This window comes from Pseudomonas sp. 20-5, assembly GCF_056782835.1.
Genome location: NZ_CM165584.1, coordinates 4,369,150 through 4,381,667, shown reverse-complemented (window position 1 = coordinate 4,381,667; position 12,518 = coordinate 4,369,150). Strand labels below are relative to the sequence as shown.

The 12,518-nt window shown below is 67.0% G+C and carries 11 protein-coding genes; 9 read left to right on the top strand and 2 right to left on the bottom strand.

Going from position 1 to position 12,518, the window contains the following annotated elements:
* Nucleotides 1-149: 149 nt before the first annotated feature.
* The 9 genes from fleQ to fliJ all read left to right on the top strand — a co-directional run bounded on the left by fleQ (nucleotide 150) and on the right by fliJ (nucleotide 10,396).
* The gene (gene fleQ, locus AC1RB9_RS20135) at nucleotides 150-1,622 is read left to right on the top strand and encodes a transcriptional regulator FleQ (RefSeq protein ID WP_003086448.1); all 1,473 of its coding nucleotides are present in this window, start codon (nucleotides 150-152) and stop codon (nucleotides 1,620-1,622) included.
* 112 nt (nucleotides 1,623-1,734) lie between these two features.
* Entirely contained in the window at nucleotides 1,735-2,943 is a 1,209-nt protein-coding gene (gene fleS, locus AC1RB9_RS20130) for a sensor histidine kinase FleS (RefSeq protein ID WP_003109120.1), read from the top strand.
* Nucleotides 2,944-2,947: 4 nt separating this feature from the next.
* On the top strand, nucleotides 2,948-4,369 hold the full coding sequence (gene fleR / locus AC1RB9_RS20125; RefSeq protein ID WP_481864875.1) for a sigma-54-dependent response regulator transcription factor FleR: 1,422 nt from the start codon (nucleotides 2,948-2,950) through the stop codon (nucleotides 4,367-4,369).
* Nucleotides 4,370-4,615: 246 nt separating this feature from the next.
* Nucleotides 4,616-4,945 carry a flagellar hook-basal body complex protein FliE gene (fliE, locus tag AC1RB9_RS20120; RefSeq protein ID WP_003086454.1) on the top strand — a complete coding sequence of 110 codons (330 nt, stop codon included), beginning with the start codon at nucleotides 4,616-4,618 and terminating at the stop codon, nucleotides 4,943-4,945.
* Between the two features lie 22 nt (nucleotides 4,946-4,967).
* Entirely contained in the window at nucleotides 4,968-6,764 is a 1,797-nt protein-coding gene (gene fliF, locus AC1RB9_RS20115) for a flagellar basal-body MS-ring/collar protein FliF (RefSeq protein WP_003109118.1), read from the top strand.
* 5 nt (nucleotides 6,765-6,769) lie between these two features.
* Nucleotides 6,770-7,786 carry a flagellar motor switch protein FliG gene (gene fliG / locus AC1RB9_RS20110; RefSeq protein ID WP_003082212.1) on the top strand — a complete coding sequence of 339 codons (1,017 nt, stop codon included), beginning with the start codon at nucleotides 6,770-6,772 and terminating at the stop codon, nucleotides 7,784-7,786.
* A gap of 1 nt (nucleotide 7,787) precedes the next feature.
* Nucleotides 7,788-8,594 carry a flagellar assembly protein FliH gene (gene fliH, locus AC1RB9_RS20105; RefSeq protein WP_003449045.1) on the top strand — a complete coding sequence of 269 codons (807 nt, stop codon included), beginning with the start codon at nucleotides 7,788-7,790 and terminating at the stop codon, nucleotides 8,592-8,594.
* A complete protein-coding gene (gene fliI, locus AC1RB9_RS20100; RefSeq protein WP_003086458.1) occupies nucleotides 8,584-9,939 on the top strand; it encodes a flagellar protein export ATPase FliI in 1,356 nt (451 codons plus the stop codon). The genes fliH and fliI overlap by 11 nt, the downstream gene beginning before the upstream one ends.
* 13 nt (nucleotides 9,940-9,952) lie before the next feature.
* Nucleotides 9,953-10,396 (top strand): flagellar export protein FliJ, encoded by a 444-nt coding sequence (gene fliJ, locus AC1RB9_RS20095; protein ID WP_003082220.1) that lies wholly within the window; start codon nucleotides 9,953-9,955, stop codon nucleotides 10,394-10,396.
* A gap of 4 nt (nucleotides 10,397-10,400) precedes the next feature.
* On the opposite strand, the gene AC1RB9_RS20090 is transcribed toward fliJ, so the two are convergent.
* A complete protein-coding gene (locus AC1RB9_RS20090; RefSeq protein WP_003449047.1) occupies nucleotides 10,401-11,114 on the bottom strand; it encodes a TorF family putative porin in 714 nt (237 codons plus the stop codon).
* A gap of 198 nt (nucleotides 11,115-11,312) precedes the next feature.
* Nucleotides 11,313-12,509 (bottom strand): diguanylate cyclase RoeA, encoded by a 1,197-nt coding sequence (roeA, locus tag AC1RB9_RS20085; RefSeq protein ID WP_003082226.1) that lies wholly within the window; start codon nucleotides 12,507-12,509, stop codon nucleotides 11,313-11,315.
* Between the last annotated feature and the right edge of the window lie 9 nt (nucleotides 12,510-12,518).

Sequence of the window (12,518 nt, the reverse complement as noted above, 5' to 3'; positions counted from 1 at the left end):
CAGCAAAAAAAACACGCCATAAAATTGACTAATCGTTCACATTTGACTTAACTAGTGGCCAAATGCTGGCTGCTTATTAGAAATAGGCATTAGTCCCAGCCCTCTTTCGGGTCGAGCGAGACCCATTCGATGCAAGGCAGCTGATCAAAATGTGGCGCGAAACCAAACTCTTGCTGATTGACGACAATCTCGATCGCAGTCGCGACCTGGCAGTCATTCTCAACTTCCTCGGCGAAGATCAGCTGACCTGCAACAGCGAGGATTGGCGAGAGGTAGCGGCGGGCCTGAGCAACAGTCGCGAAGCCCTGTGCGTGCTGCTCGGCAGCGTCGAGTCGAAGGGCGGGGCGGTAGAGCTGCTGAAGCAGCTGGCCAGTTGGGACGAGTACCTGCCGATCCTGCTGATCGGCGAGCCGGCCCCGGCCGACTGGCCGGAAGAGCTGCGCCGCCGGGTGCTCGCCAGCCTGGAGATGCCGCCCAGCTACAACAAGCTGCTCGACTCCCTGCATCGCGCCCAGGTCTACCGCGAGATGTACGACCAGGCCCGCGAGCGCGGCCGTTCCCGCGAGCCGAACCTGTTCCGCAGCCTGGTCGGCACCAGCCGGGCGATCCAGCAGGTGCGGCAGATGATGCAGCAGGTCGCCGATACCGATGCCAGCGTGCTGATCCTCGGCGAGTCCGGCACCGGCAAGGAAGTGGTGGCGCGCAACCTGCATTACCATTCCAAGCGCCGCGAGGGGCCCTTCGTCCCGGTGAACTGCGGGGCGATCCCGGCGGAACTGCTGGAAAGCGAATTGTTCGGCCACGAGAAGGGCGCCTTCACCGGTGCCATCACCAGTCGTGCCGGACGTTTCGAGCTGGCCAACGGCGGCACCCTGTTCCTCGACGAGATCGGCGACATGCCGCTGCCGATGCAGGTCAAGCTGCTGCGCGTGCTGCAGGAGCGCACCTTCGAAAGGGTTGGCAGCAACAAGACGCAGAACGTCGACGTGCGGATCATCGCCGCGACCCACAAGAACCTCGAGAAGATGATCGAGGACGGCACTTTCCGCGAAGACCTCTACTACCGCCTCAACGTATTCCCCATCGAGATGGCGCCGCTGCGCGAGCGGGTGGAAGACATCGCCCTGCTGCTCAACGAACTGATCTCGCGGATGGAGCATGAGAAGCGCGGGTCGATCCGCTTCAACTCGGCGGCAATCATGTCGCTCTGCCGCCACGACTGGCCGGGCAACGTCCGCGAACTGGCGAACCTGGTGGAGCGCCTGGCGATCATGCATCCCTACGGGGTGATCGGGGTCGGCGAACTGCCGAAGAAATTCCGCCATGTCGACGACGAGGACGAGCAACTCGCCAGCAGCCTGCGCGAAGAGCTGGAAGAGCGCGCGGCGATCAACGCCGGGCTGCCGGGAATGGACGCGCCGGCGATGCTGCCGGCCGAAGGCCTGGACCTCAAGGACTACCTGGCCAACCTCGAGCAGGGCCTGATCCAGCAGGCCCTCGACGACGCCGGCGGAGTGGTCGCGCGGGCCGCCGAACGCCTGCGCATCCGTCGCACCACGCTGGTGGAGAAGATGCGCAAGTACGGCATGAGCCGGCGCGACGACGACCTGTCGGATGATTGACAGGTCGTTTCGCAACGCTTTGATTTTCAAGTGAAAAAAATTTAGGCACGGGTATTGCTATATCTCCGTCGACCGACAGAACCATGACGTCGCGCCGACCGAGAGAAACGCAATGCAACCAGCCCTCAACGCCTTCCCCGAGCAGCCAGCCGATACGGCCGAGGCCACCAGCCGCGCCGGCCTCGAGCAGGCCTTCGCGCTGTTCAACCAGATGTCCAGCCAGCTCAGCGAGTCCTACAGCCTGCTGGAGGAGCGCGTTACCGAGCTGAAAGGGCAACTGGCCCTGGTCAGCGCGCAGCGCATGGAGGAGCTGGCGGAAAAGGAGCGCCTGGCGAACCGCTTGCAGAGCCTGCTCGACCTGCTTCCCGGCGGCGTCATCGTCATCGATGCCCATGGCGTGGTCCGCGAGGCCAACCCGGCGGCCCTGGGCCTGCTTGGCGAGCCGTTGGTGGGCATGCTCTGGCGTGAGGTGATCGCCCGCTGCTTCGCTCCGCGCGAGGATGACGGTCACGAGATTTCCCTGCGCGACGGGCGACGCCTGTCCATCGCCACCCGCTCGCTGAACGGCGAACCGGGTCAACTGATCCTGCTCAACGACCTTACCGATACCCGCCGTCTCCAGGAGCAACTGGCGCGCCACGAGCGCCTGTCGGCGCTGGGGCGGATGGTCGCCTCGCTGGCCCACCAGATCCGCACGCCGTTGTCAGCGGCGTTGCTCTATGCCGGGCACCTCAGCGAGCAGGCGCTGCCGACCGACCAGCAGCAACGCTTCGCCGGGCGCCTGAAGGAGCGCCTGCACGAACTGGAGCATCAGGTACGCGACATGCTGGTGTTCGCCCGCGGCGAGCTGCCGCTGACCGACCGGGTGGCGCCGAAGGCGCTGTTCGACAGCCTGCGCGCGGCGGCCGAAGTCCATGTCCAGGGGCTCCAGGTGCGTTGGCAGTGCGAGGCGCGCGGCGGCGAGCTGCTGTGCAATCGCGACACCCTGGTGGGCACCGTGCTCAACCTGGTGGAGAACGCGATCCAGGCCTGCGGGCCCGAACTGCGCCTGAAGGTGCATCTCTATGCCCGCGCCGACAGCCTGCGCCTCAGCGTCAGCGACAACGGACCGGGTATGGACCCGGCGACCCTGGCGCGCCTGGGCGAACCCTTCTTCACCACCAAGACCACCGGTACCGGGCTCGGCCTGGCGGTGGTCAAGGCCGTGGCACGCGCCCACCAGGGGCAATTGCAGTTGCGCTCTCGGCCCGGGCGCGGCACCTGCGCCACCTTGATCCTGCCGCTGATTCCGGCGGCGCCTCTTTCTGCGATTCAGGAGTAACCCCATGGCAGCCAAAGTCCTGCTGGTCGAAGACGACCGCGCACTACGCGAAGCCCTCAGCGACACCCTGCTGCTGGGCGGTCACGAGTTCGTCGCCGTGGACTCGGCGGAGGCGGCGCTGCCGGTCCTGGCCCGCGAAGCCTTCAGCCTGGTGATCAGCGACGTGAACATGCCGGGCATGGACGGACACCAGTTGCTCGGCCTGATCCGTACACGCTACCCGCACCTGCCGGTGTTGCTGATGACCGCCTACGGCGCGGTCGATCGCGCCGTCGAGGCGATGCGCCAGGGCGCCGCCGACTACCTGGTCAAGCCGTTCGAGGCGCGGGCGCTGCTCGACCTGGTGGCACGCCATGCGCTGGGCCAGTTGCCGGGCAGCGAGGAGGATGGTCCGGTGGCCCTGGAGCCGGCCAGCCGGCAGTTGCTGGAACTGGCCGCGCGGGTCGCGCGCAGCGATTCCACCGTGCTGATCTCCGGCGAGTCCGGGACCGGCAAGGAAGTCCTGGCCAACTATATCCACCAGCAATCGCCGCGTGCCGGCAAGCCGTTCATCGCGATCAACTGCGCGGCGATCCCGGACAACATGCTCGAGGCCACCCTGTTCGGCCACGAGAAAGGTTCCTTCACCGGCGCCATTGCCGCCCAGCCCGGCAAGTTCGAGCTGGCCGACGGCGGCACCATTCTTCTCGACGAGATATCGGAAATGCCCCTCGGCCTGCAGGCCAAGCTGTTGCGCGTATTGCAGGAGCGCGAGGTGGAGCGGGTCGGTGCGCGCAAACCGATCAACCTGGATATCCGCGTGCTTGCCACGACCAACCGCGACCTCGCGGCGGAAGTCGCGGCGGGGCGTTTCCGCGAGGACCTCTACTATCGCCTGTCGGTCTTCCCGCTGGCCTGGCGGCCGCTGCGCGAACGCCCTGCGGACATCCTGCCGCTGGCCGAGCGTCTGCTGCGCAAGCACAGCCGCAAGATGAACCTCGGCGCGGTGGCGCTCGGCCCCGAGGCCGCCCAGTGCCTGGTCCGGCATGCCTGGCCGGGCAACGTACGGGAACTCGACAACGCCATCCAGCGTGCATTGATCCTGCAACAGGGCGGCCTGATCCAGCCCGCCGACCTGTGCCTCACCGCGCCGATCGGCATGCCGCTCGCGGCCCCGGTGCCGGTGCCCATGCCGGCAATGCCACCGGCCACCCCGCCGAACGTCGAGATTCCGTCGCCGGCCGCAGGCCAGGACGCTAGCGGCGCGCTGGGCGACGACCTGCGCCGCCGCGAATTCCAGGTGATCATCGATACCCTGCGCACCGAGCGCGGCCGCCGCAAGGAGGCCGCCGAGCGCCTTGGCATCAGCCCGCGGACCCTGCGCTACAAGCTCGCCCAGATGCGCGACGCGGGGATGGACGTGGAGGCCTATCTCTACGCCATCTGAGTGCTCGCCATGTTCCCCAGGCCCGCCTCGTGCGGGCCTTTTGCGTCCGCCGCCGGTCGTCGCCCGGGGCTGTTCGAGCGTGCGCGCCTGCCGATAACCGGAGCAGGGACGGACCCTGCAGCGGTCGCGGGCATTGGCGGCGAACGCCGATGCCGGGCCTTGGGGTCGACTTGGCACCCTTGTTGCTAACTCCTCTGCAAAGTGCCGGGCGGCGTCAAAAAAGCCGCGGCTGTTGGAGGAAGAGTCATGAGTCAGGGTGTCGAGTTCAATCGTCTGATGCTGGAAATGCGTTCCATGCAAATGGAAGCCATGGCCAAGGCCAAACCGGTTCAGGCGCCGGCCGAAGTGGGGGCGCCGAGCTTTTCGGAAATGCTTTCCCAGGCCGTGGACAAGGTGAACGAGACCCAGCAGGCCTCCACCGCGATGGCCAACGCCTTCGAGGTCGGCCAGAGCGGCGTCGACCTGACCGACGTGATGATCGCCAGCCAGAAGGCCAGCGTGTCGTTCCAGGCCATGACCCAGGTGCGCAACAAACTGGTCCAGGCCTACCAAGACATCATGCAGATGCCGGTCTGAGCGGCGCGAGGATAACTAGTTCATGGCCGATGCACTGATCGACAGCCAGGTTCCCGCCAAGAGCGGCGGTGCCGGGATGCTGAAGAAATCCTTCCCGGGACTGTCGTTCCTCGACAACCTTTCCGAGATGACCATGCTGCGCCAGATCGGCCTGCTGGTCGGTCTCGCCGCCAGCGTGGCGATCGGCTTCGCCGTCGTGCTCTGGTCCCAGCAGCCGGACTACAAGCCGCTCTATGGCAGCCTCAACGGGGTCGACGCGAACCGTGTGGTGGAAGCGCTGACCGCGGCGGACATTCCCTACAAGGTCGAACCCAACTCCGGCGCGCTGCTGGTCAAGGCCGACGACCTCGGCCGGGCACGCATGAAGGTGGCCTCCGCCGGCGTGGCGCCCACCGACAACAACGTCGGTTTCGAGATCCTCGACAAGGAACAGGCGCTGGGCACCAGCCAGTTCATGGAAGCCACCAACTACCGCCGCGGCCTGGAAGGCGAGCTGGCGCGCACCGTGTCGAGCCTGAACAACGTCAAGGCCGCCCGCGTGCACCTGGCGATCCCGAAGAGTTCGGTGTTCGTTCGCGACGACCGCAAACCCAGCGCCTCGGTGCTGGTCGAGCTGTATCCGGGGCGCAGCCTGGAGCCGAGCCAGGTGATGGCGATCGTCAACCTGGTCGCCACCAGTGTGCCGGAGCTGGACAAGTCGCAGGTCACCGTGGTCGACCAGAAGGGCAACCTGCTCTCCGACCAGCAGGAACTCTCCGAGCTGACCATGGCCGGCAAGCAGTTCGACTTCACCCGGCGCATGGAGGGCCTGCTCACCCAGCGCGTGCACAATATCCTGCAACCGGTGCTGGGCAACGGTCGCTACAAGGCCGAGGTGTCCGCCGACGTCGACTTCAGCGCGGTCGAGTCGACCTCGGAGATGTACAACCCGGACCAGCCGGCCCTGCGCAGCGAGCAACGCAACAACGAGGAACGGCAGAATTCGTCCGGGCCGCAGGGCGTGCCGGGGGCGCTGTCGAACCAGCCGCCGGGCCCGGCCAGCGCGCCGCAGCAGGCCACCGCCAGCGCGCCGGCCGACTACGTCGCGCCGGGCCAGCCGCTGAAGGACGCCAACGGCCAGACCATCATCGATCCGAAGACCGGCAAGCCGGAGCTGGCGCCGTACCCGACCGACAAGCGCGACCAGACCACCCGCAACTACGAACTGGACCGCTCGATCAGCTACACCAAGCAGCAGCAGGGGCGCTTGCGCCGACTGTCGGTGGCGGTGGTGCTGGACGACCAGATGAAGGTCGACGCGAAGACCGGCGAGGTCAGCCACCAGCCCTGGAGCGCCGACGAACTGGCGCGCTTCACCCGCCTGGTACAGGATTCGGTGGGCTACGACGCCAGCCGCGGCGACAGCGTCAGCGTGATCAACGCGCCGTTCGCCCCGGCCCAGGCCGAAGAGATCGACAGCATTCCGTTCTACTCGCAGCCGTGGTTCTGGGACATCGTCAAGCAGGTGCTCGGCGTGCTGTTCATCCTGGTCCTGGTGTTCGGCGTGCTGCGTCCGGTGCTGAGCAACATCACCGGCGGCGGCAAGGGCAAGTCGCTGGCCGGCGGCGGTGGTCGCGACGGTGACCTGGCGCTGGGTGAGAGTGGCCTGGAAGGCTCGCTGGCCGACGACCGGGTGAGCATCGGCGGGCCGTCGAGCATCCTCCTGCCGAGCCCCACGGAGGGGTATGATGCGCAATTGAACGCGATCAAGAACCTGGTCGCACAGGACCCGGGCCGCGTCGCCCAGGTCGTGAAAGAGTGGATCAACGCCGATGAGTAAGCGCCATGAGTGAGAATCGTCTCGCCGCCAAACTGACCAAGGTCGACAAGGCCGCCATCCTGCTCCTGTCGCTCGGCGAGACCGACGCGGCGCAGGTGCTGCGGCACATGGGGCCGAAAGAGGTGCAGCGGGTCGGCGTGGCCATGGCGTCGATGCGCAACGTGCACCGCGAACAGGTCGAGCAGGTGATGGGCGAGTTCGTCGAAGTGGTCGGCGACCAGACCAGCCTCGGCGTCGGTGCCGACGGCTACATCCGCAAGATGCTCACCCAGGCCCTCGGCGAGGACAAGGCCAACAACCTGATCGACCGCATCCTCCTCGGCGGCAGCACCAGCGGCCTGGACAGCCTGAAGTGGATGGAGCCGCGTGCCGTGGCCGACGTGATCCGTTACGAACACCCGCAGATCCAGGCCATCGTGGTCGCCTACCTCGATCCCGACCAGGCCGCCGAGGTGCTCAGCCATTTCGACCACAAGGTGCGCCTGGATATCGTCCTGCGCGTCTCCTCGCTGAACACCGTGCAGCCCTCGGCGCTGAAGGAACTCAACCTGATCCTGGAGAAGCAGTTCGCCGGCAATTCCAACGCCACCCGCACTACCATGGGCGGGGTCAAGCGCGCGGCGGACATCATGAACTACCTCGACAGCTCCATCGAAGGCCAGCTGATGGATTCGATCCGCGAGGTCGACGAAGACCTGTCCGGACAGATCGAGGACCTGATGTTCGTCTTCGACAACCTCGCCGACGTCGACGACCGCGGCATCCAGGCGCTGCTCCGGGAAGTCTCCTCGGACGTACTGGTGCTGGCGCTCAAGGGCTCCGACGAGGCGATCCGCGAGAAGGTCTTCAAGAACATGTCCAAGCGTGCCGCCGAGCTGCTGCGCGACGACCTGGAGGCCAAGGGGCCGGTACGGGTCAGCGAAGTGGAAGGTGCGCAGAAGGAAATCCTCACCATTGCCCGGCGCATGGCCGAGTCCGGCGATATCGTGCTGGGCGGCAAGGGTGGCGAGGAGATGATCTGAGGTGGTCCCCCACGACAAGGACAAAGACAGTCCCAGCGAACTGATCCGCGGCAAGGACGTGGCGGCCTTCGGCCTCTGGTCGTTGCCGAGCTTCGACGAGCCGCGCGACGAGCCGGCCGTTGCCGCGCCGCAGGTGCCCGCGGTCGCCGAACCCGCGCCGGCGCCGCCGGCGGTGGAAGAGGTCGAGCTGGAGACCGTCAAGCCGCCGACGCTGGAGGAAATCGAGGCGATCCGCCAGGACGCCTACAACGAAGGCTTCGCCACCGGCGAGCGCGACGGTTTCCACGCCGGCCAGTTGAAGGCGCGGCAGGAAGCCGAGGAGGCGCTGAAGGAGCGCCTGCAAAGTCTCGAGCGCCTGATGACGCAGCTCCTGGAACCCATCGCCGAGCAGGACGCCCTGATCGAGCAGGGCATGGTCAACCTGGTCAACCACGTTGCCCGCCAGGTGATCCAGCGCGAACTGCACATGGACTCCAGCCATGTCCGCCAGGTCCTGCGCGAGGCTCTGAAGCTGCTGCCGATGGGCGCGGCGAACATCCGTATCCATGTCAACCCGCAGGACTTCGAGCGGGTCAAGGCGCTGCGCGAGCGCCACGAAGAGAGCTGGCGGATTCTCGAGGACGATTCGTTGCTGCCCGGCGGCTGCCGCATCGAGACCGAACACAGTCGCATCGACGCGACCATCGAGACGCGCCTGGCGCAGGCAGTGAAGCAACTGTTCGAGCAACAGCGCGAACAGGCGACCCATCCGCTGGCCAGCGACATCCGGATCGACTTCGACGCCCCCGGAGACGTCGATGCGCCTTGAGCGAACCAGTTTCGCCAGGCGCCTGGAGGGCTACACCGAGGCTGTCTCGCTGCCGGCGCAGCCGGTGGTCGAGGGCCGCCTGCTGCGCATGGTCGGCCTGACCCTCGAAGCCGAAGGCTTGCAGGCTGCGGTCGGCAGCCGCTGCAACGTGATCAACGAAAGCGGCTACCACCCGGTGCAGGTGGAGGCCGAAGTGATGGGCTTTTCCGGTAGCAAGGTGTACCTGATGCCGGTCGGCAGCCTCGCCGGCATCGCGCCTGGCGCGCGGGTCGTGCCGCTGCCGGACACCGGGCGCCTGCCGATGGGCATGTCGATGCTCGGCCGGGTGCTCGACGGCGCCGGCCGCGCCCTCGACGGCAAGGGCGGGATGCGCGCCGAAGACTGGGTGCCGATGGACGGCCCGACGATCAACCCGCTCAAGCGCCACCCGATCAGCGAACCTCTCGACGTCGGCATCCGCTCGATCAATGGCCTGCTCACGGTCGGCCGCGGCCAGCGCCTCGGCCTGTTCGCCGGTACCGGGGTGGGCAAGTCGGTGCTGCTGGGGATGATGACCCGTTTCACCAGGGCCGACATCATCGTCGTCGGTCTGATCGGCGAGCGGGGTCGCGAGGTGAAGGAGTTCATCGACGAGATCCTCGGCGAGGAAGGCCTCAAGCGCTCCGTGGTGGTCGCCTCGCCGGCCGATGACGCGCCGCTGATGCGCCTGCGCGCCGCGCAATACTGCACGCGGATCGCCGAGTACTTCCGCGACAAGGGCAAGAACGTATTGCTGCTGATGGACTCGCTGACCCGCTACGCCCAGGCCCAGCGCGAGATCGCCCTGGCCATCGGCGAGCCGCCGGCGACCAAGGGGTATCCGCCATCGGTGTTCGCCAAGCTGCCGAAGCTGGTGGAACGCGCCGGCAATGCCGAAGCCGGTGGCGGCTCGATCACCGCGTTCTACACCGTGCTCTCCGAGGGCGACGACCAGCAGGACCCGATCGCCGACGCCGCTCGCGGCGTGCTCGACGGGCACTTCGTATTGTCCCGGCGGCTGGCCGAGGAAGGCCACTATCCGGCCATCGATATCGAAGCTTCGATCAGCCGGGTGATGCCGCAGGTGGTCGAGGCCGAGCACCTGCGCGACGCCCAGCGCTTCAAGCAGCTCTGGTCGCGCTACCAGCAGAGTCGCGACCTGATCAGCGTCGGTGCCTACGTGGCCGGCGGCGATCCCGAGACCGACCTGGCCATCGCGCGCTTCCCGGTCATGCGCCAGTTCCTGCGCCAGGGCCTCGACGAAAGCGAAAGCCTGGCGGAAAGCCGTGCGCGGCTGGCGAGCCTGCTCGCCGGCGGGCAGGCCTGAGGCGCGCTGAGGCATGGAGAAGCGCGCGGCGCGGCTGGCGCCGGTGGTGGACATGGCCAGCAAGGCCGAGCGGGATGCCGCGACCCAGCTGGGCAGGTGCCAGCAGCAATTGCTCGCGGCACAGCAGAAGCTGGCGGAGCTGGAACGCTACCGCAACGACTACCAGCAGCAATGGATCAGCCAGGGCCAGAAGGGCGTCAGCGGCCAGTGGCTGATGAACTACCAGCGCTTCCTCTCGCAACTGGAGACCGCCGTCGCCCAGCAGGCCAACAGCGTGACCTGGCACCGCGAGGCGGTGGACAAGGCGCGGCTCAACTGGCAGGAGAGATACGCCCGCCTGGAAGGGCTGCGCAAGCTGGTCGAGCGCTACCTGGAAGAGGCGCGCCAGGCCGAGGACAAGCGCGAGCAGAAACAGCTCGACGAACTCGCCCAGCGTACCCGCCGCCAGGACGACTGACGACTCAGAAGAACGGACGCGACGCCTTCAGCATGAACGTGGTGTCGCAGTAGCTGTTGTGTCCCGAGTAGGCGCTGCAATCGTTGCCGGTCAGGCTGGTGCCGCTGTAGGACAGGTTCAGGTCGATGCCCAGCCAGGGCCGCGAGAGGTTCACCGACCAGTCGTTGAAGACGCTCACGTAGCCCCCGCCGCTGAGGCTCGCCGGGTTGTCCAGGCGATGGTTGCCGTACTTCAGGGTGACGTCGAAACCGAACGGCGGGTTGACCCCGAGGTCGGCGAACAGGGTGGTGTCGTTGCGCCCCGGGTCGCTGCTCAGGGCCGCGCCGAGCCGGCTGCCGAAGATCGACAGGCCGCCGTAGAGTTCGGCTGCGTCGTTGGCCGGCTGCTCCGGGCGGCTGTAGCGGATCAGGCCCATTTCGTAGCCCAGGCGGTTGTTCAGCGGGCGCTTGAAGCCGGCGTAGGAGTCGATCTCGGTGGGCTTGCCGGGGTCGAGGTTGGAGGTCCAGTTGCCGATGTACCAGCCACTTTCGTGGCTTAGGTCGAGGCCGCCGTGGAAACTGCCGGAGCTGCCCGGGGTGACCAGGCCCTGGGCCATGCTGCGGGTCGGACTGGTGGCCAGCTTGAGTTCGAAATCGCCCAGGTCGCGGGCCATCACCTGGGCCAGGGCCGAGGAACTGGCGAGCAGGGCACAGGTGAGCACGAGCAGGTGCTTGAGCATGGTTCTCCCCTGGTAATGCGGACAACGGCGCTGCGCCGGTCTTCCCGCACGACGCCAACGGCAAGGCCGCGGCATGGGGCCGGGCGAGGTCGGGCAGGTCGGAAGGGCAGGAAGAGCGGCGAGCTAGAGCGCCACGGACCATCTTAACCAAGGTTCGGGCGGCTGACCGACCGCTCGTCAGGGCCGGCCGATCAATTGTTACCGCAGGCTTTCCGCGAGGCTGGCCAGGCGAATCACTTCCACCCGGTTGCGACCGCTGCTCTTGGCCCGGTAGAGAGCCTGGTCAGCGGCGCTGTAGAGCTGCTCGTAGCTGGCCTGGCCGCCTCCGTCGAGGCTGGCCACGCCGAAGCTGGCGGTCAGGCAGAGCACGCCGTCCTGCGTCGCCAGCGGGGTACCTTCGAGGCGTTCGCGGAGTTTTTCCGCAAGGCTGCGAGCCTGCTGCTCGGCGGTGTCGGGCAGGAGCAGGAGGAATTCTTCCCCGCCCAGGCGCGCCACGCTGTCGCTGCTACGGGTATTGCCGCGCAGCAGGTTGGCGGCATGGCGGATGACCTCGTCGCCGAAGGGGTGCCCATAGCGGTCGTTGATGTACTTGAAGTGATCCAGGTCGACCATCAGCAGGCTCAGCGGCTGCGGTTGGCGAGCGATGCGCGCGAGCTCCATGAGCACCAACTGGTCGAACTCGCGACGATTGAACAGGCCGGTCAGGGGGTCGTGACCGGCCAGGTACTCCAACTGGCGATTCTTCTCCTCCAGCTCCTGCCGCTGCAACTCCAGCTTGCGTTGCTGGCGCAGGTTGCGCACGTGGCCGTGCCAGAGGATCAGCGACAGCAGCAGGCCGAGGCCGAACGCGGTGAGGCCGTTGGCCTGGTTCGACAGGCGCAGTTGCGGGTCGGCCTGGGCGTGGTCCATCGCCACCTCGAAGGCCAGCATCGCCAGACCGTAGAAGGGCACCGCGTAGGCCGGGCGGATCAGGATGAACATGGCGCAGGCGAAACAGGCCAGCAGCAGCGGCGTGATGTTGCTGGTGATGCGCTGGTCGATGCAGGCGATGGCGACGCCGAAGCCTATGATCCCTGCGCCGCCCAGCAGGATCAGCAGGCGCATGCGCCACAGCTTGGGCGGCTGGCGGCGCAGCCATAGCGCGAGCAGGCCGATGCCGCCGAAGAGCAGGGCCATGGCGCCATGGGCGTACATGATTTCCTGGCGCCAGAGCTGATGGCCGAGGTCCGGGCGGAAGTCCTTGAGGGAAAACACCAGGATGTGGATCAGGTTGAAGGGGACGGTCAGCAGCGCGAGGTGGGTCAGACGCGAGAGATTCTCCAGGGCGATGGGAAGGGCCAGGGACGAATTCACCTCGATGGCGTGCTGGATCGATTCGAGCGTCGTTCTGGCCACGTTCTGCGG

Excerpts from the sequence above, each read along its gene's own strand:
- AC1RB9_RS20090 (WP_003449047.1), bottom strand. The coding sequence starts at position 11,114 with ATGCTCAAGCACCTGCTCGTGCTCACCTGTGCCCTGCTCGCCAGTTCC.
- fliF (WP_003109118.1), top strand. The coding sequence starts at position 4,968 with ATGGCCGATGCACTGATCGACAGCCAGGTTCCCGCCAAGAGCGGCGGT.
- fliG (WP_003082212.1), top strand. The coding sequence starts at position 6,770 with ATGAGTGAGAATCGTCTCGCCGCCAAACTGACCAAGGTCGACAAGGCC.
- fliJ (WP_003082220.1), top strand. The coding sequence starts at position 9,953 with ATGGAGAAGCGCGCGGCGCGGCTGGCGCCGGTGGTGGACATGGCCAGC.
- fleR (WP_481864875.1), top strand. The coding sequence starts at position 2,948 with ATGGCAGCCAAAGTCCTGCTGGTCGAAGACGACCGCGCACTACGCGAA.
- fliI (WP_003086458.1), top strand. The coding sequence starts at position 8,584 with ATGCGCCTTGAGCGAACCAGTTTCGCCAGGCGCCTGGAGGGCTACACC.
- fleQ (WP_003086448.1), top strand. The coding sequence starts at position 150 with ATGTGGCGCGAAACCAAACTCTTGCTGATTGACGACAATCTCGATCGC.
- fliE (WP_003086454.1), top strand. The coding sequence starts at position 4,616 with ATGAGTCAGGGTGTCGAGTTCAATCGTCTGATGCTGGAAATGCGTTCC.
- fleS (WP_003109120.1), top strand. The coding sequence starts at position 1,735 with ATGCAACCAGCCCTCAACGCCTTCCCCGAGCAGCCAGCCGATACGGCC.